Annotated in this window: 16 protein-coding genes; 12 read left to right on the forward strand and 4 right to left on the reverse strand. The window is 55.5% G+C overall.

All coding sequences use genetic code 11. The features are described 5' to 3' along the window. Window positions 1–15 precede the first annotated feature (15 nt). Window positions 16–1,116, forward strand: coding sequence for a hypothetical protein (locus GS646_RS18130; RefSeq protein ID WP_171187224.1), 1,101 nt, complete (start codon window positions 16–18; stop codon window positions 1,114–1,116). 289 nt (window positions 1,117–1,405) lie between these two features. Here GS646_RS18130 and GS646_RS18135 read toward each other — a convergent pair whose 3' ends face one another. Beyond that, window positions 1,406–2,023, reverse strand: a complete 618-nt coding sequence (locus tag GS646_RS18135; protein WP_171647975.1) for a hypothetical protein — start codon at window positions 2,021–2,023, stop codon at window positions 1,406–1,408. Between the two features lie 252 nt (window positions 2,024–2,275). On the opposite strand from GS646_RS18135, the gene GS646_RS18140 reads away from it, so the two are divergent. The 4 genes from GS646_RS18140 (at window position 2,276) to GS646_RS22985 (ending at window position 6,033) form a co-directional block, all read left to right on the forward strand. Beyond that, window positions 2,276–3,295 (forward strand): helix-turn-helix domain-containing protein, encoded by a 1,020-nt coding sequence (locus GS646_RS18140; protein ID WP_371732111.1) that lies wholly within the window; start codon window positions 2,276–2,278, stop codon window positions 3,293–3,295. Window positions 3,296–3,739: 444 nt separating this feature from the next. Next, complete coding sequence (locus GS646_RS18145; RefSeq protein WP_171187230.1) at window positions 3,740–4,564, forward strand: class I SAM-dependent methyltransferase; 825 nt, start codon at window positions 3,740–3,742, stop codon at window positions 4,562–4,564. Between the two features lie 55 nt (window positions 4,565–4,619). Next, a complete protein-coding gene (locus GS646_RS18150) occupies window positions 4,620–5,000 on the forward strand; it encodes a group 1 truncated hemoglobin (protein WP_171187232.1) in 381 nt (126 codons plus the stop codon). 196 nt (window positions 5,001–5,196) lie between these two features. Further along, window positions 5,197–6,033: an adenylate/guanylate cyclase domain-containing protein gene (locus tag GS646_RS22985; RefSeq protein ID WP_216600470.1), complete on the forward strand. Its 837-nt coding sequence runs from the start codon at window positions 5,197–5,199 to the stop codon at window positions 6,031–6,033. Window positions 6,034–6,056: 23 nt separating this feature from the next. Here the strand turns inward: GS646_RS22985 and GS646_RS18160 are convergent, their stop codons facing one another. Beyond that, the gene (locus GS646_RS18160) at window positions 6,057–7,556 is read right to left on the reverse strand and encodes a winged helix-turn-helix domain-containing protein (protein WP_171647973.1); all 1,500 of its coding nucleotides are present in this window, start codon (window positions 7,554–7,556) and stop codon (window positions 6,057–6,059) included. Window positions 7,557–7,786: 230 nt separating this feature from the next. On the opposite strand from GS646_RS18160, the gene mddA reads away from it, so the two are divergent. The 3 genes from mddA (at window position 7,787) to GS646_RS18175 (ending at window position 10,552) form a co-directional block, all read left to right on the forward strand. Continuing rightward, window positions 7,787–8,545 carry a methanethiol S-methyltransferase gene (gene mddA, locus GS646_RS18165; protein ID WP_171187239.1) on the forward strand — a complete coding sequence of 253 codons (759 nt, stop codon included), beginning with the start codon at window positions 7,787–7,789 and terminating at the stop codon, window positions 8,543–8,545. Between the two features lie 532 nt (window positions 8,546–9,077). Further along, window positions 9,078–9,752 carry an SDR family NAD(P)-dependent oxidoreductase gene (locus tag GS646_RS18170; RefSeq protein WP_256368451.1) on the forward strand — a complete coding sequence of 225 codons (675 nt, stop codon included), beginning with the start codon at window positions 9,078–9,080 and terminating at the stop codon, window positions 9,750–9,752. 269 nt (window positions 9,753–10,021) lie between these two features. After that, entirely contained in the window at window positions 10,022–10,552 is a 531-nt protein-coding gene (locus tag GS646_RS18175) for a GNAT family N-acetyltransferase (RefSeq protein WP_253758676.1), read from the forward strand. 48 nt (window positions 10,553–10,600) lie between these two features. On the opposite strand, the gene GS646_RS18180 is transcribed toward GS646_RS18175, so the two are convergent. Continuing rightward, a complete protein-coding gene (locus tag GS646_RS18180) occupies window positions 10,601–12,142 on the reverse strand; it encodes an ankyrin repeat domain-containing protein (protein WP_171647971.1) in 1,542 nt (513 codons plus the stop codon). Window positions 12,143–12,419: 277 nt separating this feature from the next. Next, window positions 12,420–13,433: a LacI family DNA-binding transcriptional regulator gene (locus tag GS646_RS18185; RefSeq protein WP_253746647.1), complete on the reverse strand. Its 1,014-nt coding sequence runs from the start codon at window positions 13,431–13,433 to the stop codon at window positions 12,420–12,422. 104 nt (window positions 13,434–13,537) lie between these two features. Between GS646_RS18185 and GS646_RS18190 the strand changes: the two genes are divergently transcribed. From GS646_RS18190 to GS646_RS18205, 4 genes are read left to right on the forward strand one after another with little or no spacing between them, the layout of a single operon-like run. Next, window positions 13,538–15,859 carry a DUF1989 domain-containing protein gene (locus GS646_RS18190; protein WP_171647969.1) on the forward strand — a complete coding sequence of 774 codons (2,322 nt, stop codon included), beginning with the start codon at window positions 13,538–13,540 and terminating at the stop codon, window positions 15,857–15,859. A 35-nt stretch (window positions 15,860–15,894) separates the two neighbouring features. Continuing rightward, window positions 15,895–16,863 (forward strand): glycine betaine ABC transporter substrate-binding protein, encoded by a 969-nt coding sequence (locus tag GS646_RS18195; RefSeq protein WP_171647967.1) that lies wholly within the window; start codon window positions 15,895–15,897, stop codon window positions 16,861–16,863. 58 nt (window positions 16,864–16,921) lie between these two features. After that, window positions 16,922–17,971 carry a glycine betaine/L-proline ABC transporter ATP-binding protein gene (locus GS646_RS18200; RefSeq protein WP_171647965.1) on the forward strand — a complete coding sequence of 350 codons (1,050 nt, stop codon included), beginning with the start codon at window positions 16,922–16,924 and terminating at the stop codon, window positions 17,969–17,971. Between the two features lie 10 nt (window positions 17,972–17,981). After that, window positions 17,982–19,499, forward strand: coding sequence for a proline/glycine betaine ABC transporter permease (locus GS646_RS18205; RefSeq protein WP_171647963.1), 1,518 nt, complete (start codon window positions 17,982–17,984; stop codon window positions 19,497–19,499). Window positions 19,500–19,756 lie beyond the last annotated feature (257 nt).

The raw sequence follows: 19,756 nt of genomic DNA on the forward strand, positions 1-19,756 counted from the left end.
ATTGAGGGCCAGCACATGACTGATCAGCAGGTTCAATCGGGAAAATCGACCGAGGGCATGGTCGACTACAACGAAAACTCTTCTGCGCAACTGCTGTTGGTTCGTCTGTTGAGGCCGCTTGTTCACGATTTGGTTTCCTCAATGGACGAGCCTAGCGACGAGTTCAAAATCGTGGACTATGGCTGCGGGCCGGGTGTCAACTCCATCGAAATGGTCAAGCCCGCCATAGAGGCGTGTTTGGAGAAGTTCGACAACTCACCAATCGTCGTATGCCATTCCGATCAGGTCGCCAACGACTGGAACACTTTGTTTGAACTGGTCGAAGGTCCCTCTGGTTATGCACAAATCTCCAAGAATATCCGTACCGAAGCAGAAATCGGATCCTTTTACGATCGGGTGGCGTCCCCTGCTTCTGTGTCGATCGGAACATGTATTTTTGCAAGCCATTGGCTGAGCCAGGGCATTCAATTGAACTCGCCAGGGACCGTCTGGTTCGCGGATCTTCAACGCGATGCACGGCAAATTGTCGACGGGATCGCACAGAAAGACTGGACTCACTTTTTGCTCCAGCGGGCTCAAGAATTGCGTTCAGGAGGATACCTTGTGGTCGGAACGCTTGGTTCTGTTCCCGATCCTTCCGAGAAGAACGGCATTGCCGCATCAGGGCGCGGTATTTATCGCGCGATTCAGGTTGTGGCCAAGACAATGGCAGACGACGGCCACATTAACCCCGAAAGCCTCGATTCATTTTTGTTCTCACTTTGGTTCATGACTGAAGCGGAGGCGAAATATGCTCTTGAGCAAAACGCCGACCTGAGAGACGCCTTCGAAATATGCCAAATCAGTGTGAAACCTGCCCCAATCAAAGCTGACGATATTTTCAAGGAGTATATCGACGATGCTGAAACATATGCCGAGAAGTATGTTGGATACACTCGGGCCTTTGCTGACTCTACTTTGAGAACGCAGCTATTTGGTCTCAACTGCAACAGCGCTGAAATGCTCGACCAGCTTATGACCGAGTTTTACAGCCGTCTTGCTCAGCTCTATGAGGCTGAGACGAGCAAGTATGCATGCGAAGTTTGGCATCTTGTTGTAGTTCTCCGCAGAAAGTAAAAAAGACGAACGGCGTACCACAAGCATCAGTTTAGTTTTTCGGTGTAAGCCTTCTCCAGCGGCGCTCAGCCTTTTGGTGGGACACGACCAAGTGCGTCTGTTCGCGCGTGTATAGGGTGCTTTCCTACAGTTCTCAGAAGCGCACATTTAAAAAGCGCCCGCTTATACTGAAAGGCTGCGAAACGTATCTAAGAGCCGATTGCACATCCAGAATGGCGTTAAGGTGGCAAGGTCAATAGCTTGACCTGGCCACCTTTGATTCAGGAACCTAGTCCGGTTGCATTGCGTTTTAAGGGCGCCCGATTGGTGGTTTGTTCGGGTTATCTTGCCATTGCTTGAACTTGAGGACGCCGCCAGCAGCTTCCGCAATCGCATTGAGGTACTGACTTCCTGACATGTCTTGAACCTTCTGTTCAGCGTCCTGTTTGATGGTTCCATCAGTATCACCAACATGTTTGTTGGGCTCGGCAAGACCGGTGTTTTGAATTGTGGGCGCGGACTGGAAATGCGCCTCGCCGTCCAGGTAGAAGTCACCGCTGGCTTTCTGTGATTGAAGCCGTTTCCCACTTGCATCGACGGTCCCGGCACCCGCATCCTGCATGGTCTCAATCGGAGAAGGCGTTGCGGCATGATTGACGGGCGGAACGACCTTGGAACTGCCCACATCTTGCGTCACGTCCAATGGAGAGAGGTTGGCAATAAGGTTAACAATTTTTCCGGTAACAGTTGTTGTCATATCCGTTGCTTCATGCGCCGTGCTGCGCGCTGTTTCCGAGTGGCTGATTTTGGCGCCGTGATGAGCGGCTGCAGCATAGTGACCCGGCCTTGCCAAGGCAGATCCCGCTGTCAGGGCAATCATCAGTGCCGGTGCAATGGCGCGTTTTGTGAGTGTGCTGAAGCGTTCCATTTTTTATCTCCTTGTCCTTCGGTTACATCTCCAATCTAGGAACGCGATGGGCTTAGATATTGTGAGAGGAGCTCAGGTTTTTGGGAATTTCCGTCAAGTCGCCGCAAGCCTGTCTGGTTGCCCCTGTGGCAGCCTGTAAACCTTTGCTTGGCATCTCTTTTGTACCCTGTCTATTTTTGCCCAAAACCAAAAAGCACCCCGATTTTTAAAATAGGCAGTCTTGGGCAACGTATCGGCATGACAGAGAATGACGTGAATACTGAAAGCCAATCCTGGAACGTTCCGGGGTTTGGCGTGCATCACATAGCCAAGCTTTTGGATAATCGTGATTCAGATGTTGTTAAGCTTTTGAGATCGGTCAACCTCCCCGTGGATATTCTCGAGACGCCGCCAAATTTCGTCGATGTTCGCAATGAGCAACGCCTTCTGGACCTTGCGATCAAAGAGACCGGAGATCCCCTGTTTGCGATCTATGCGGGAAAGACGTTCAACCCAAGAAAAACGACACTTCTCAGCTATGTCGTGTTGAACTCTCCGACTGTCGGCGAGGCGATTGAAAAAGCTGTTACCTACGTACGTGTGGCGCGCGGTTTCGCCAAAATGTCATTCTATGAAGAAGAGCGCGGTGTGTTCCTGGAGATAGATTCCGTTGCTCAAGTATTGCGGTCTGCCGGGGCCCACAACGAGTTCCGGGTTTCCGCTTTTTTGACCAGTCTTCAAATTGCAGCTGAAACGCCCTTGCCGGTGCAAGAGATACGGTTTCCGCATGAGATGAGCGAAGAAAAGCGCGCTCTGATCTCGGATGTCTTGTCGGTCGCAGTCAAACAAAACCAGCGCGTTCCGGGAATATTGTTCGAGAAGACAGTGATGGATGTTCCCATCAAGGATACAGACCCAGCGTTGTTGTTGCATCTTGAAACGCATGTGCAAAACCTGATGAAAGACCTGCCGCCAATCATCGGAGAAACCAGTGCGCTGGTGCAGGGCGAGATTACATCGCGGTTGTCTTTTAGCGCGCCCACGCAAGACGAAATCGCGAATACGCTGGGAATGAGCGTCAGTACACTGGGGCGCAAGCTTGCCAAAGAACGCACTAGCTACAAACAACTTCTAAAGGACATTCGCGCAAGGCTGGCAGAACAGTACCTTGATGACCCCAAGCTGAGCCTGTCTGAAATTGCCTTCGCGCTCGGCTATTCCGATCAGGCTGCGTTTACAAATGCCTACAAGAGCTGGACGGGCCAGTCTCCGGGCAGCGTTCGGACAGGTTAGGGTACCTGTCGGCTGAAACGTCTTCTCTGGCACCTATCACGAGAGCTAAGCGCATTTCTTTCGCGGGGTATAGCTCGTCCATGGCCGCAGGTGTGGCCCACTTCTGGGCCGCGAACGACGCCGGTCAGGCGCGCTCAATTGGTTCGAAGGCGGGATCGTGCTTGGTATCTCTATGGCATTTCGCAGGTGACCCAGCCCAGAGACAGAACACTCAATCCGGATGTTGCAGCCGCACTCGCTTAGCGCACATTAGTAGGCGGCAATCGTCGAACTCAACTTAACAGGGTGCCCTTACGTCGAGGAGCCCACCGATCTTAGTCGAAACAACTGGAAATCGACAAACCTGCAGGAAACATCAGACATTCTACAGGTCTTCTACAAGTTTTAAATCCCGACTTTTGGCAAGAGTTGTCCCATTGAAAGCGAAATCAATGGAGACAGACAATGAATACAGCCGCTGCACTTGCCACCGCACCAGATCTGGCTGCGGTTAAATCAAAACAACACGCTACATGGTCGTCAGGTGATTACGCCGCTGTGGGCACGACCTTGCAAATCGTTGGTGAAACCCTTGCTGAAGCGATGGATTTGCGACCCGACGCCCGCGTTCTGGATGTTGCCGCCGGAAATGGCAACGCAACCCTGGCTGCGGCGCGGAGACACTGCAATGTCGTTTCCACAGACTATGTTACCAGTCTGTTGCGCGCCGGTGCCGCCCGCGCCGAGGCCGAGCAATTGACCGTTGCATTTCAAGAAGCTGACGCGGAAGACCTGCCCTTTGAGCGGGCGGCTTTTGATCATGTGACATCTACGTTTGGCGTCATGTTTACAGCCAATCAACAGGCGGCTGCTGATGAAATGCTGCGCGTCTGTCGCAGTGGAGGCACTATCGGTCTTGCCAACTGGACGCCAGAAAGCTTCATAGGCGAAGTGTTTCGAACCATAGGACGGCATGTGCCACCGGTTGCAGGCGTTCGTTCCCCATTGGAATGGGGTACTGAGGCGCGTTTGCAGGAGCTCTTTGGGGCACAGGCCCAAAAGATCGAAATCACGAAACGCCAATTCACCTTCCGTGAACGTTCACCGCAACATTGGGTGGAACGGTGGCGCGAAATTTACGGCCCAATGCACAAAGCCTTTGACGCCGTCGGCGAGCGTGCACCGCAACTCGCAGCAGATCTGATCGCTGTTGCGCGGAATCACTCGACCGATACTCAGGCCATGATTGTTCCGGCTGAATACGCCGAAATCATCATTCACCGAGCATGAAAAGCCGTCAGCCCGGCGGGATTTCGCCGGGCAATTCATTCTCAGGAGACATTCCATGCTAGTGCAGTCAGAACACCAAAGATCACTCCCGCTGTTTGATAAATACGGTGGCATGCGTGCTTTGCACTCGGTGATCATCAATTTTTATGATCGAGTGTTGGACAGCGATATTGTGGGCCCTTTTTTCGACGACGTCGATATGGCCAAATTGATTGATCACCAGATGAAATTCTTCGCGTCGATATTGGGCGGTCCCGCAAAATACACAGATCAACGACTGGTGAGTGCACATCTTCACATGACCATAACACACGCGCAATTCGATGCAGTTGTCGCGCTTTTGAGCGAGACGCTGACCGAAGCGGGCTTTGCTTCAGACGATCTTTCCAAAACACTGTGCGCCGTTGAAGCGCGGCGTTCGCTGATCGTTAGGTAGTTCCATGCAAATCCAAGAAATTAGCGCAAGTCTATTAGGCTCCATAAATGTTGGAATCTGCATCGTTGATGCAGACACCGGCGTTATCGTTTCGCTGAACCAAACGTTTGAGACATGGTTCAGTGACGCGGCACAGTGTCAAGTTTTGAATTTGGATACGTCATTCACATTGAAAGACCTGCCAGACAGAGAGCCGGTGGAGGTTCGTACGAAGGTCAAACATCGGACTTTGGTCGTTGAGCTCAGTGCCCATGAAGCAGAATACGAGGGCAACACGTTGATTGTCATCGAAGGTCAAAACATCTCGCGCTTGCGCGAGACGGAAGCCATGATCGACAGCTATGCGGCTATGGTTGACAAGCGCACACGCGAGTTGGAGCGAGAAAACAGGCGCGTTGAAAAACTGCTTTTGAACATGATGCCAAAATCGGTCTATGAGGAATTCATGACATTCGGATGTGTCACGCCACGGTTGTTCGAGCCGGTGACTGTCATCATGCTGGATTTTGTCGGGTTTACCAAGATGGCCGCAGCGGGCGATCCGAATGTAACTGTTTCCGAACTGAACTCTATTTTCACCGCTTTCGATCAGATTGGTGAGCAGCACGGCAGCGAGAGGATCAAAACCATCGGAGACTGCTATATGGCGGTGACTGGATTGCCGCATTCCACGCCAGATCACGCGCTTTCAGCCGCGCGGGTCGCGGCCAAAATGATGCGCTTTCTGGAGCGGCGCAATCAAACGCACCCGCACACATGGCGCGCTCGCATCGGCATTGCCAGCGGCTCTGTCGTAGGCTCAGTGGTCGGCGTTCAGAAATACGTCTATGATGTCTTTGGTCCTGCGGTGAACATGGCTGCGCGTTTGCAGGCTCAGTCCAACCCCATGGAGATCACGGTATGCGATTCGATGCGCGACGAACTTATCGAAGATTTCAAACTCAGTGAGGCTGAGACAGTCTCTTTGCGTGGATTTGGCGATACGCGAATTGCACGCCTGAAACACTACCAACCAAACAGAAAGGTCGCTTGAGCCGTAGGCGCGGGATCTGAGTTTTAAAAACCTGCCTTGCGAAATGAACTGAGCATGCGATCACGGTATGCCTGATCTTTCACAACACTTGCTGCCACAAGCTTTTCGGCCGTGGCATCCGGCCTCACGCTACGGACTTTTTCCGCCATGGCATGCATCCTGTCGGTCAGATTAAGTTCGGCAGCACAGGCTAAGATCAGTCGCGGTGCCCATGTAGAGCCGGGCGCTTCAATGTAACCTTGTTCAAGCAGAGATAAGGCATCTTCATATTCGCCCAATCCGTATCGGGCGGCGCCAATGCCAAAGTAATAGCTAAACCGCATCGGATCATGCGGGCTAAGACGCAAAGCTCTTTCGTAGTTTGCGACTGCTTCGTTCATGTTCCCAGCAAAGGTTTCCACGGCCCCCAACATGGCCCAAGCCCAAGCCAGACTTGGGTCCAGCGCAAGGGCAGACTCGAGGTGATGGCGCGCTGCAGTATGTTGCCCTGCAGCCACCTCGGCCGTGGCCACGAATGTCAGAACCAATGCATCGCGCGGCGCAAGGTCAAGCGCGCTTTTGCCATGTTCCATCGCCTCTGCAAGCGCAGCCGGTCCGTCAGGGGCCCAGTCGGACATCGCCTGTTGACCCAGACACCACGCAAGCATGGCATGGGACAACGCATGTTCGGCATCTGAAACCAATGCACGTCGCAAATGAACCACGGCTTGCCGATTGTCATCCGCGTCCATACGCATGCAAAGCGGCGTCGCTCGCAGGAGTTCATGATATGCATCCGTCAAGTCAGCTTCAGCCAAGGCGCGTTGCACTTCAACCATCATGATATTCGGGACGAGGCGGCCCAGAATGGCCGCAACCACCAGGTCTTGCGCCTCAAACGGGTTGTCAAGCTGCCCTTCAAAACGATCTGCCCAAACCTCTGCTTGCCGCCCGGCATGCAACAAAGAAGCGTTTAGGCGAAATGCATTCCCCGCAAATCGCAGCTTGAGGCCAAGTACGTACCGAACGCCCAATTCCTCGGCCGCTTGCTTTGCGTCATTCTGCCCAGAATATCGCGCGACATAAATCGTTCCCACCCGACCAATGGCTGCGCTTATATCGTCCTCTAACCCTTCACCAAAGGCCCGTTCAGCATCCGTTGGATGCACCATCGTTGTTGCCATGATGGCAATGGAGGGTTGCGATAAAACCGCTGCAGAGCCGGTCTTGTCATGCGTTTCCTCAACCGTGCCAACAAATTGGAACCCGTGCCCGTGCACAGTTCGGACCAAAGCCTGCCGCGCGCCGTCATCTCCTATGGCCGCTCTGACCGCTTTGACGCGGCTGCTTAGGGCTGCATCCGAAACGATCCTGCCTTTCCAGATAACCGAAAAAATCTCGTCCTTCGACACGACACGGTCACGGTTTTCAATGAGATGCCGAAGCAGCGCGAACACTTGCGGCTCGGTCGCAACTGGAACGTCTTCCCGCGTCAATTGCAGGCGGCTTGCGTCCAGAACGTATTGATCAAATGCATATTTCACAGGGTAATTCTGCGCGAAATCAGTTTTTTCGTAAAGCGTGAACGCAATTCGCGGTACCCGTTTGCCGCTGTTTTCGAGTCCAAGAAAAACGCTTTGTCAGCGGCCAGACCGCAAAATCGTCAAGTCTTCAGAAAATCACCAGAAAACCTCCATGAAAGGGCCAAGCATCGCAACACCCGGCTCGGGCAAACAGAGGTCATCTGAAACAAAAGTGAATTGGAGCCTGACTTATGAAACGCCCTGGCCTGATCCTATATGGCGCTGCTGCCTATGTTCTTTTCAATGTGGCCTTTCTGTACATGATCGGCTTTCTTCTGCAATTGCCCGTTCCGAAGGCGATCAACGATGGGACCTCAACCGCCTGGCCCGTCGCCGTTGTCATCAATGTCGGGCTGATCTTCCTCTTTGGCTTTTTTCACAGCCTCATGGCGCGACAGGCGTTCAAAGTCTGGTGGACGCGGATCATACCTGCGGATGCAGAACGCAGTACCTATGTGTTGCAATCGGCCCTGTTTCTGATCCTGGCGATGTGGCAGTGGCGCCCGCTGCCCGAAACGATCTGGATCGTCGATGGTGCCCTCGCGTGGCTGACCTATGGCATCTTTGCACTGGGAGTCTTTCTGGTTTTGCTTTCAACCTTTCTGATCGACCATTTCGAGCTGTTTGGCCTGCGACAGATTTGGACCGCGAACAGATCGCAACCCATGCCCAAACCTCAATTCAGAACGCCCGGGCTTTACCGTTTCGTGCGTCACCCGATGCAGTTTGGCGTCATTCTGGTCTTGTTCGGCACTCCACACATGACCGTTGGTCACGCGCTCTTTGCCGGGCTGATGACCGTTTACGTGATGATTGGCCTATGGTTCGAAGAAAAATCTCTGGCGCGCGAGTTTGGCGATACGTATCGCGCGTACCAGGCGATGGTTCCCATGCTAATACCGCGCCTGACGCCCTTGCGGTCCGGTGATCTGGAAACGCAACATGGCTGAGCCATCCCGGGCTCTCGGTCGCTCTGTCGAAACACCGGGAGTCCGTTCAACGCCAACTCACCGCAATACAAACGTTGGGGGTGGTACGAACCCGGAACGACTTTCGGCAGCAGGTTCTGAGATAGTTGGGTCACAGACTATGAAGTTGACTTGGTCCAATGAGTAGGACGCCAGGCTCAGGGCTTCTGGCTTCGGGATGTTTGCTGAGATCGCAGGATAGTTGCGTCCAGTAAGTCAGGGATTTTGGCCGTTGCAAATGTTTGCGACAGAACCCCACTTGGAACCAACGCCATACTTGCCATTTAGCTGCAAACGACACGAACCGCACGTTGAAGCCCGGATTTATAATCCTCAGGCCGATCTGTTTTCAATAGCAAACCCTTAGATATTCGACCGAGAGCGAATGCTACTTCGTCCGCTTCCGATGTGTCTTTCGCAAGTCCTGATCGAAGCAAAAACTCTGACAATCCGCCGAAGAAAAGCCCTTCGTAGTCGACCTCTGCATTGGCAGCTGATTCAATAGCTCACCGATCTGGCATCGGTGCGCAAAGCGGCAGAAGAGCTGCGCGGCCGTGTGACCAAGATCGACGGGCTGATCAATAACGCCGGCATCATGATGACCCCGCAGGAAAAGACCGTCGATGGCTTTGACCTTCAGATGGGTGCGAACCACCTGGGTCACTTTTTGTGGACCGGCTTACTGCTGGATCTGGTCGAAGCTGCCGAAGGCCGTGTCGTTGTGCTGTCGAGTATCGTACACAAACAAACGCCACTCGATCTTGATGACTTCATGACCGACAAAAATTATACTTCAGTCAAAGCCTATGCCCAATCGAAACTGGCCAATCTGATGTTTGCCTTTGAGCTTGACCGTCGCCTTCAAGCCGCAGGTAGCAAGGCGATCTGCGTTGCCGCACATCCTGGATACACCGACACAAACCTGCAAAGCACTGGTCCCACCGGATTTATGAAAGGCTTGTTGGCCGTGATGAACAAGTTGGTCGCGCAGCGTCCGGAAGCGGGCGCCTACCCGACCGTTCTGGCTGCTGTCAGAAACGAAGCCAAACGCGGCGCATACTATGGCCCGACGAAAATGGGAGACACGCGTGGCCCCGTCAGCGATGCCAAGGTCAATGAACATGCCCTGGACCGCGAGAAACAGCGGAAGCTTTGGGCCAAAAGCGAGCAGCTCGTAGACGTGCAATAACATCTGCCTGCCGTCGCAAACGCCGCATAAGCACGCTCGGAGCGTTATCGGGTGACCGGGTGGCCACCCGATAGCGAAAACTATTCGACGGAAACAGACTGCGAAATCTGAGTGCTCGCCAATCTCAGTTCAATGTTCGCGACAAAGCCTGGGCCGCTATATTGGCGTATCGAGGCTTCAGGTCACTTGGCTGCAGCTTCGAGTCTGTGCATCGCCAAAACAGGCCCTTTGTCCTTAACGCACAGCGTGCAGTCCCAAGGGATAGGCTCATGGGGTTAAACAATTACCTTCTGTTTGCTACTTTTTTTGCCATGCTTACCTCCAGCCAATATGCGTTTCGCAAGATGACGTCTGCAGATTTTGCGATGATCTCGGCATGGCAATCGCATCCGCATGTTCGCGAATGGTGGGATTCCGATGAACCTGGCACGAACAGAGAGCTGGAAGACGGGCGGGTCGAAAGATGGATCGTATCATTTTCGGAACGCCCATTTGCATATATTCAGGATTACACTGTTCACGGTTGGAAGGATCACCACTTCTTCTCTCTTCCGCCGGGATCTCGGGGAATTGACCAGTTCATTGGTGAACCGGATATGGTCGGGCGAGGGCACGGCCCGGCTTTTATCTCAGAGCATCTCAAAAAGGTATTTGCTGCCGGAGCTCCGGTTGTCGCAACAGATCCGCACCCGGATAATGCGCGTGCTATCGCGGCATATAAGAAGGCGGGATTCTCAGCCTTTGGCGCGGCGCGGCAAACGCCTTGGGGGCTGATACTACCGATGAAGATCAGTCGTTAGACAATCTGGCCGCGCCAGACTGTCCGTCTGGCGCAAGCTATTCGAACCTTAAACGACTCCGTGTTCCGAGACTTGCAGGGGATGCGCTTCCGCCCAATCAGAAAGAAAGGCGGACATCTCGGGTACGGTTGCGAATTTCGAGGCCTTTCGTGGAAGCGCCACACCGTTCTCCAGCGCCAAGCGCGCGCATTCGATGTGATGGCGATGCGCTTTTTGCGGACAGTTTTCAGAGCCGTGAATGATCGTTGAAAGCAGGGTCCCTCCGTAGGCATTTGTGTGGTCCAGGTCCGGGTTCTGGTCCAAAAAATACGACATGACATCTCGCATTCCTTCCCACCCGGCAAGGTGCAGGGGCGGCATCCCCATCTCGTCCGGCAGATTTGGGTCAAAGCCAATTTCAACAAGGCGCTGCATGTGGGGCAGGGTTCCTTCGCGCCAGACAAGGCGGCAGAGAAGAAATTTCATCTCTTGCGACAGGGCATTCATGTCGATCTGGTCGTCCTCCGTTGTCGTTCCGTCCGCTGCCCGCACGAGTTGCTCTTCAGTCATCGTCAACTGTGTGGATGCCCCCGATTTTTCTAGGACTGTGGCTACATCCCGGTTTCCGAAGATGCGGGCAAACGCATAGGGAGAATGGCCGCGGCTAACAATATTTGGGTTCGCGCCATGGTCCAGCAACAGCTGAGCGATTTCACCCGAAGCCAGACGCCGAGCCGCCTGATGCAAGGCTGGGATCACCAAGGAAGGTTCACCCGACGGATGTGGATTGATCCCTTCATCGGGATCAGCACCGTGCTCCAGCAACAGCCGAACAGCATCGATGCTGTTGAAGTCAATCGCTCTGGGCAGTGCGTTTGTACCCTTTGGGATTGCCCCATGTTCTAGCAACAAACGAAGACCTTCGGTGTGGCCGAGCTCGGTGGAATGGTAAAGGGATTCATTGTCGTTTGGATTTGCACCATGCTCCAACAGCCACCTGGCCAAAGGCATGTTGTCTGCGTGGCCGATGGCGCCGTAGAGCGCGGACAAGCGATGATCTGTCTCTGGGTCGAATGCAAAACTGTCGTTCACATCTGCCCCATGTTCAACCAGTAATTCCGCCATGGCGCGCATCTCGGCTTCTTTCTCAGCCTCTGCCTTGATGTGTTTCGAAAACGCCAGATGGCACATAGGTCGCCTCGGAGGGTATTCGCGCGTCGCTGCATCGGTATCTTGCGCCAGAATCCTGCGCATCGCAGCCACATCATATAGAGCGACGAGAAGAGGCACCTGACCGTCCGCGAGGTCTGGCTCATCCGCAAGCAGATGTGCGACCGTCTCGTGTGAACCATTGTAAAGCGCCCAACGCAGCCGTCCTTGTTTCTGCGCGCGATCCATACCTTGTGTCTCAACGGCAAGTTTTAAAGCTGGCCACGAAGCGTATCCAGTCTCGCGCGCGATGACGTGCAGACAATCCGCATGTTTGTAGACCCCGTTTGCAGGCGTTGCGACAATGCCGTGGACGCGCAACATGGCGCCTTTGTCGCTTTCGGTCAGAGCTTTGCCCAAAGCTTTGGCATCACGGCGCAGTTGATCGAGTGATTTGGTCATCGGTCTTCCCTCCACTGCCCGACGATCCGCTAATCCGGGCTGAGAAACCGATGTGGTTTTCACACATTCTGTGCGAGGTGCCGATGACAGCTTTCCGCGGACCAGGGGGCCACCTCGAAACGGCCTGTGGCCACAATAGCTTTTGAAGTAGTGTCTCGCAAGCGGGATGCGATAAGCTAAGCACCCTGGCAGCTATAGTGCAGCGAATGGCAGCAAGGTGGCTTGCGAATGTATAAATTCGGTTAACTAGTAGATGTCGGCATTGGGCTGGCGTGCTTCAACCTCGTTTTGTGGAGTTCCTAACGACGAGCCGTGCTTCGAGTCTTTCGGGTTTAGGGACTTGTTGGGTTGTAATCCAACGGGCCAGCGCGTCTGCGGCGCGTTCTCCCATTTGAGAAACGGGCAAATGAACGCTTGTAAGTGGCGGAACTGACACAGCCGAGGTTGGAAGATCATCAACGCCCACCATGGAAATTTGGTCCGGGACAGCAATCTTTTGGGCCTGAAGACCCAGCAAAACTCCCAGTGCAACAACGTCAGATAGGCATAGAACTGCGTCCGGTTTTGTGTCCAGTTTGCCCAGCAGTTTTGCTATGTCCGCACCGCCCTGATGACTGATTTGTGTCTCGAAAGTCGTGAGCTCTCCGGTGAATGGAAAGGCCCTGAGACCGGCAAGACGCGCACGTGTACGGTCATTGTCGTGAACAGGGCCATGTACGACTGCTATGTTCTGATGGCCGAGGTCGGCAAGGTGCTGTAAGGCAAGTTGTGCGGCAGACGCGTTGTCATATCCGATGGTCGGTAGCGGGTTTCCAGCGTCAAAGAAAGACGTGATGATCGTTGGCAGCATTGTACGCTCGATCAGATCGTGAAAGGCAGGGCTGTGCGAGGCCCCGGTGACGATCAGACCCTCTGCTCCGATATCCACTAAGCTTTTGGCTTTCTCGGCTTCGATGTCAGGGCTTGAATCGGTGGTGGCTACAATCAGAGACAACTGATGGTCCGACAGCTTGCGTTCCAGCGCGGCAAGGAAGCGGGCAAAGATCGCGTTGTCCAGAGTGGGGACCAAAGCTCCGACAAACTTGGTGCGGCCCGAATTGATTGCACGGGCTGCGGCGCTGGGGACGAACTTCAATTCTTCTATGGCAGCCTGAACTTTCTCCAGCGTGTCTTTCTTCACCACTGTGGGATCGTTTAATACGCGAGAGACCGTGGCAACGGACACGTCTGCCGCCTTTGCCACATCCCTGAGATTTGCGCGTTTTTTAGGCAAAGAGGCTTTTCGCATCATGGGTTTTGGTGTCCGTCTGACGGGTTTCTAAGGAAAGAGTTGACATATGTAACTGGTTTCATCAAGCTCTGTAACTAGTTACATACTAGGAATCCATCGCTGCCATGCTGGGATCATCTGTCTTACGAAAGTTTACGAATACTGGGTTTGACGGCTCTGGTCGCCGGTTTCCAGGCTTTCCGAAGACCTTTGGCACCTGCTCGCATATCCTTGCCCCGCGCGAGGCCGCGCCGCTGACCCTGAAGCCTGGAGATTTGCTTTCAATAGATGGGGTTGGGCCTGCGCGACCGCTGGATGTGGTTGCGTTTACCGAGGATGGGCAACCGGCTCTGGCGGCGCTGGGTCTGACGGCCAGCGGGCAGATCGACTGGGATGGTTTTGACAGTGCGCGTCTTTCAGGTTGGGTCACGGCGCAGGGCGGCGAAATGCGGCTTCACTGTCACAGGCTGGAGCAGGTGTCTGAGGCCCTGATTCTACGCGCGGACCGGGCTCTGACCGTCTGGCTGGTTCGTGCCGCCCCTGTTGCAGGTTTGATCGAGGGCAGCGGGGCAGGATGCGTCACGGTTTTGCACAAGCCGGCAGTTACAAATGGGTCGCATCTGCCGCATTTGCTGGGGGATACGCGGGATGAATTCACTGTAACGCGCGGCAGCGCATTGGCCTACGAACTGAAGGCTGGAGAATTCGTTCAGATCATTGATGTCGAGGGTCAGCAATGTTCTGACTTCATGGCGCTGCGGGCCGATGGGCTGGATCGTGGCGAAGAATGGACGATCGACTCGACCGCCACCCGCTCTATGGTGCGCCGCGCCTATCCCGGCCCGGGTCTACTGGATAAATTCTATGATCGCGAAATGCGACCGCTGCTCAACGTGGTACAAGACACATGCGGGCGGCATGACACATTCGGATTGGCCTGCACTGCGCGTGGATATGAAGAGCGCGGGTTTCCGGGGCACGTGAATTGCTCGGACAATATGTCAAATGCCTTGGCTGCTTACAGTGTTGCGCGGCGGGCTGCCTGGCCTGCAATCAACTTCTTCTGGAACACGTGGATCGACCCGGCGAACCATCACATTCTGACCGAAGAATCCCATTCTCGTCCCGGCGATTATGTCGCCATGCGGGCGCTGGAGGATCTGGTCTGCGTCTCAACTGCTTGTCCGGACGATATTGACCCCATCAATGGCTGGAACCCGACCGATGTGCATGTGCGCATCTATCGTCCCGAAACACCCATCCGCCGAGCGGTTGCCTATCGTGAAAAGGAAGACGCGCCCATGTCGATCAGTCAGGAGTCCGCCTTTCACGACCGTCTCTCGCCGCTGACACAGCATTTCGCCCCGGCACGTGATCTCTGGGCGCCTGTCAGCTATCCGGCCTATGGCACGTTGGGCGAATACTGGGCCTGCCGTCAGGCGGTGACTGTTCAGGACATGAGTGGACTTCGCAAATTCGACATTGTCGGCCCGGATGCAGAGGCTCTGATGCAGCTGGCGACAACGCGCAACGTGGCGAAGCTGCCGGTTTGGCGTGGGTCTTATACGTTGATGTGCGACGAAAGCGGTTCGGTCATTGATGATGGCACTTTGTTCCGCCTTGCGCCCGAGATTTTCCGCTGGTGCTGCGGGTCCGAGGAAAGCGGTCGGGCGTTGCAGGAACTGGCTGATGCGCGCGATTTGCAGGTGCGGGTTCATGCGCTGCGCGGAGCGATGCCGAACCTTGCCATTCAAGGACCGAAATCGCGCGACTTGATGCGCAAGATTGCCTTCACCCAACCGCATGTGCCCGGCTTAGATCATCTGAATTGGTTCGGCGTCACCGTCGCGCGGCTGAACGACCGCGAGGGCGCGCCGTTCATGCTGTCGCGATCGGGATATACCGGCGAATTGGGATATGAGGTTTTCTGCTCCAAATCCGATGCCGTCGCGATCTGGGACGCAGTGATGGAGGCCGGCGAGGAATTCGGGGTCACTCCAATGGGTTCGGCCGCGCTGGACATTATCCGGATTGAGGCAGGGCTGGCTTCGGCCAATGCCGAGTTTGCACCAGGTGTCGATGCGTTTGAGGCTGGTCTGGGCTTTGCCGTTGATCTGACCAAAACCGAGTTCACGGGCAAAGCCGCGCTGGAACGCAATGCGCGAGATCCGCGCCGCGTGCTGAAGGGGCTGTTGATCGGTTGCGATGATGTGCCTGCACACGGTGCCCCAGTCTATGCGGGCGAGCGGCAGGTGGGTGTGGTCACATCGGCCACACGCTCACCGATGCTGGAACACGCGATCGCAATGGCGCGGCTTTCTGTCGAACACGCGGAGAACGGCGCCGAATTGGAGATCGGCCAGCTCGACGGGCGGATGAAGCGCCTGCGCGCCACCGTCTCGGACACTCCATTCATAGACCCGCAACGCAAGCGGGCGCGCGCCTGATGGCGTAGATAACTCAATACAACGGGAGATAAGATATGAAGAAACTGACGCTTACAGCAACCTTGGCTCTGGCTTTGGGCGCGACGACGGCAATGGCACAGGACAAGGTCATGGTGGGTGAACCCAGCTGGCCCGGTGCCAAAATCATGAGCCGGGTGATCGGGCAGGTCATCGAAACCCGCCTGGGCGGCGAGGTTGGCTATGCCCCCGGCGCCAACGCGGTGATCTTTGCCGCCATGGATGGCGGGCGAGGTGACATTGACGTGCATCCTGATGTCTGGCTGCCGAACCAATCCTCCTTCACCGATGAATATGTCGACCAGAAAGGCTCCGTGGGTCTGTCCTCGGGCAGCTATAAAGGCCGCGCCGGGATTTGCGTGCCAAACTACATGGTCGAGGATCACAACATCCGCTCAATCTACGATCTGGCGACACCGGTGGCGCAAGAGCTGTTCGACTCGGATGGTGACGGCATGGGTGAGGTCTGGGTCGGTGCTTCGGGCTGGGCCTCGACCAACACCTTTAAAGTGCGGGTGCGGGATTATGGGATCGAGACTTTTCTGACGCCGACCACCGAAGACGAAACCGTGTTCTATTCGCGGCTGAAAGATCAGATCGACCAAAAGAAAGGCGCGGCGTTTTATTGCTATGCGCCGCATTACGTCCATGCGCTGTATGACGTGACCATTCTGGAAGAGCCCGAGCATGACGCCGCCACCTACAAGATGGTGCAGCCAGATCAGGATGCGGATTGGTACAACAAATCGCACGTCAGCACAGGTGAACCGGTCAAAACAGTGACCGTGGCGCATTCCAAATCACTGGACCAGCGCAACCCGGCGGCGGCCTCTTTCCTGGCCAATATCGACATGGATGCCGGTGAGCTGAGTGCACTGACCTATGAGGTCGTGGTCAAAGGTCGTGACACGGATGAGGTCGTGGCGGAATGGATCGCTGCCAATGGCGATACCGTCGACAGCTGGCTGGGTCTGACCACCAACTAAAACCTGCGCGCCCCCAGGTTTCGGGGGCGTAACACAACACAAATCCGATGGGGTCAAAATGACAGCGCAAATCGCAATCGACGCAAAGGGCGTGTGGAAAGTGTTCGGCGCGCGCTCGCAGGAAGCTTTGAACGCCATTCACAGCGAGGGGCTGAGCAAGGCCGAGGTGCTGGAGCGCTTCAACTGTGTTGTTGGCGTGGCTGATGCCAGTTTCGAGATCGAACGGGGTGAGCTTTTCTGTGTCATGGGCCTGTCGGGTTCGGGCAAATCGACCCTTGTGCGTCACGTGAACCGTCTGCTGGAACCCACCGACGGCCGTATCTATCTGGATGGCGACGATGTGATGGGTCTGAATGATGAAGGCCTGCGTGATCTGCGCAACCGTCGCGTTGCCATGGTGTTTCAGAATTTCGGCCTGATGCCTCACCGCACGGTCCGCGACAACGTGGCGATGCCGCTGGAAATACGCGGCACCGGCAAGGCCCGTCGCTGGGAAGAGGCCGACCGGGTGCTGGAACTGGTCGAATTGAATGGCTGGGAAGATAAATACGCCCATGAGCTTTCGGGCGGAATGCAGCAGCGCGTGGGTCTGGCCCGGGCCATCGCAGCCGACCCCGAGATTTTGTTGATGGATGAGCCGTTCTCGGCCCTCGACCCGCTGATCCGCAAACAGTTGCAGGATCAGTTCATGGAACTGAGCCACAAGCTGAACAAGACCACGATGTTCATCACCCACGATCTGGATGAGGCGATCCGCATCGGCCATCGCATCGCGATCATGAAGGACGGGCGCATCGTTCAGATCGGCACGCCGGAAGAGATCATCCTCAACCCCGCCGATGACTATGTGGCCGACTTCGTGGCGGGGATTTCCAAACTCAACATGATCTTCGCCCATGCGGTTATGAAACCAGTCGACGAGTTCGAAGCACGCCACGGCGAAGTGCCGGACGATGCAAAAGAGGCGCATCCGGAAATGGATTTGGCCGATCTGATGAACCTCTGTGTGGACGGCCATGGGATCGTGGCAGTGACGCAGGATGGCAAGACCGTGGGCGTGATCAACCGGGCGGGTCTGATCCGTGCGATTCAGGACAGTCAGGCATAAGGGGACCGCTATGAAACATGTTGATATGCAACAGATCCAACCGGAAACCGCCGACCGTTTGAATGGTCTGATCGGAGATTTCGTGGGGCAGGGGCAGACTTACTATCAGAAGACCTTTGCCTATATGATGCAGGCCCCCGGCTATCGCTTTACGCTGAACAAGGCGGCGGCGGTTCTGGGGCCGATCTGGTTCGGGGCACGCGGTCTTTGGTCGTGGTTCCTTGGGTTTCTTGTGCTGGAGACGCTGGCCTATATCCAGATCGGTCTTGGCTTGTTTGGTGATTTGGGCCGCGAATTCCGCGAACGGGCGGCACAAATCGAGCAGACGCTGGAGCTGCGCCAACAGCAAATCGCTGCTGCGGAGCAATCCGGATCGGCCACATTGGAGTCTTTGAAACGGGCAGCAGAGTCCCTCGAAGGGGCTCTGGCGGGGGCGCAAGAGGCCGCGCAGACGGCGGATTCGACCGGGGTTACCTATTTGGTGATCGGAATCGTTTTGTTGTTGGCAGTCAAGTTTTTGGCTGCCTCGTTGGCCAATTGGACCTTAGAAGGGCAGTTCGCACGCTGGCGCTCGGACCCCAGCGTCGCCAATGGCTGGTCATTCCCCCGATTGGTTGTTGCGACGGCACTGACCGCCGTGGTGGTGATCCTGTCGATGATCAAGTTTGCGCAGCCGGATGCGGTGGCGGTGCTCAAAACCTTCCCGACCAACCGGGATTGGCGTCTGAACGTAGGCGACGGTGTGCAGGCAGTGTTCGAGTGGACCAAAACCTCCGGGCGTGGCTTCTTTGACGGGCTGACCTATGGGATGCGCACCCTGTTGGATTGGATCGAAGTTGTACTAGTCGATACCCCGTGGCCAGTGGTCGCGCTGGTGATCATCATGCTTGCTTACCTGTCGGCTGGTCCTCGCGTGGCCATCTTTACCGGCGCAGCGCTGGCCTATCTGGGCCTGCTGGATTTCTGGGAAAAAGCGATGACCACGATTGCCCTGCTGGGCGCTGCGGCGCTCATCTCAATCACGCTTGGCATTCCTCTGGGCATTTACTGCGCGCGCCGCCCGCGCGCCTTTGCCATCGTGCGCCCCATCCTGGATTTCATGCAGTCGATGCCGTCCTTCGTTTACCTGATCCCTGTAGTCGCGTTTATCGGTTCAGGCAAACCTGCGGGCGTGGTCGCGACCATGATCTTCGGCAGCCCGCCTGTCATTCGTTTCACAGTACTTGGCCTGCAACAGGTCCCGGAAACCGTTCGCGAGGCCGCCTTGGCCTTCGGAGCAACACCCCGATACTTGCTATGGCGCGTCGACCTGCCCTTGGCGCACAAAACCATCATGGCGGGCGTAAACCAGACCATCCTGATGTCGCTGGCTATGGTTGTCGTTGCGTCGTTGATCGGGGCCAAGGGACTGGGTGAGGATGTGCTCGAGGCGCTGCAATACGCGGCGGCAGGGCAGGGGATACTGGCCGGTCTTGCGATCCTTTTCTGCGCGCTCATCCTGGATCGGATCGTGGCCGGGAAGAAATGACGAGAAATAGTCAGGAGTCGTGCGTGCAGCTTTGAGCTGAGCGCACTGCCCTGGTTGCCACGTTGAGCTTAGGTCACGGACTGAGCATAAACAGTGATCAGGTTGCTGGCCTACTAACCGATCACACTCGCGGGGGCGCTCAGATCACCATATTGGGCAGTTGATTCGAGCAGGGTAAGCATCTCGCTCAGCGGACACACCAATCTTATTGACGCAGCCAACAATCCTGGCGGGACTTCCAGAAAGTTGTTTCCCTG

Origin of the sequence: Ruegeria sp. HKCCD4315 (assembly GCF_013112245.1) — a bacterium.
GTDB lineage: Bacteria > Pseudomonadota > Alphaproteobacteria > Rhodobacterales > Rhodobacteraceae > Ruegeria.

Bases quoted from the DNA above. Each gene is read 5' to 3' on its own strand.
- GS646_RS18175 (WP_253758676.1), top strand. From the start codon at position 10,022: ATGGGGTTAAACAATTACCTTCTGTTTGCTACTTTTTTTGCCATGCTT.
- GS646_RS18180 (WP_171647971.1), bottom strand. From the start codon at position 12,142: ATGACCAAATCACTCGATCAACTGCGCCGTGATGCCAAAGCTTTGGGC.
- mddA (WP_171187239.1), top strand. From the start codon at position 7,787: ATGAAACGCCCTGGCCTGATCCTATATGGCGCTGCTGCCTATGTTCTT.
- GS646_RS18200 (WP_171647965.1), top strand. From the start codon at position 16,922: ATGACAGCGCAAATCGCAATCGACGCAAAGGGCGTGTGGAAAGTGTTC.
- GS646_RS18150 (WP_171187232.1), top strand. From the start codon at position 4,620: ATGCTAGTGCAGTCAGAACACCAAAGATCACTCCCGCTGTTTGATAAA.
- GS646_RS18205 (WP_171647963.1), top strand. From the start codon at position 17,982: ATGAAACATGTTGATATGCAACAGATCCAACCGGAAACCGCCGACCGT.
- GS646_RS18185 (WP_253746647.1), bottom strand. From the start codon at position 13,433: ATGATGCGAAAAGCCTCTTTGCCTAAAAAACGCGCAAATCTCAGGGAT.
- GS646_RS18135 (WP_171647975.1), bottom strand. From the start codon at position 2,023: ATGGAACGCTTCAGCACACTCACAAAACGCGCCATTGCACCGGCACTG.
- GS646_RS18190 (WP_171647969.1), top strand. From the start codon at position 13,538: ATGCTGGGATCATCTGTCTTACGAAAGTTTACGAATACTGGGTTTGAC.
- GS646_RS18145 (WP_171187230.1), top strand. From the start codon at position 3,740: ATGAATACAGCCGCTGCACTTGCCACCGCACCAGATCTGGCTGCGGTT.
- GS646_RS18195 (WP_171647967.1), top strand. From the start codon at position 15,895: ATGAAGAAACTGACGCTTACAGCAACCTTGGCTCTGGCTTTGGGCGCG.
- GS646_RS18130 (WP_171187224.1), top strand. From the start codon at position 16: ATGACTGATCAGCAGGTTCAATCGGGAAAATCGACCGAGGGCATGGTC.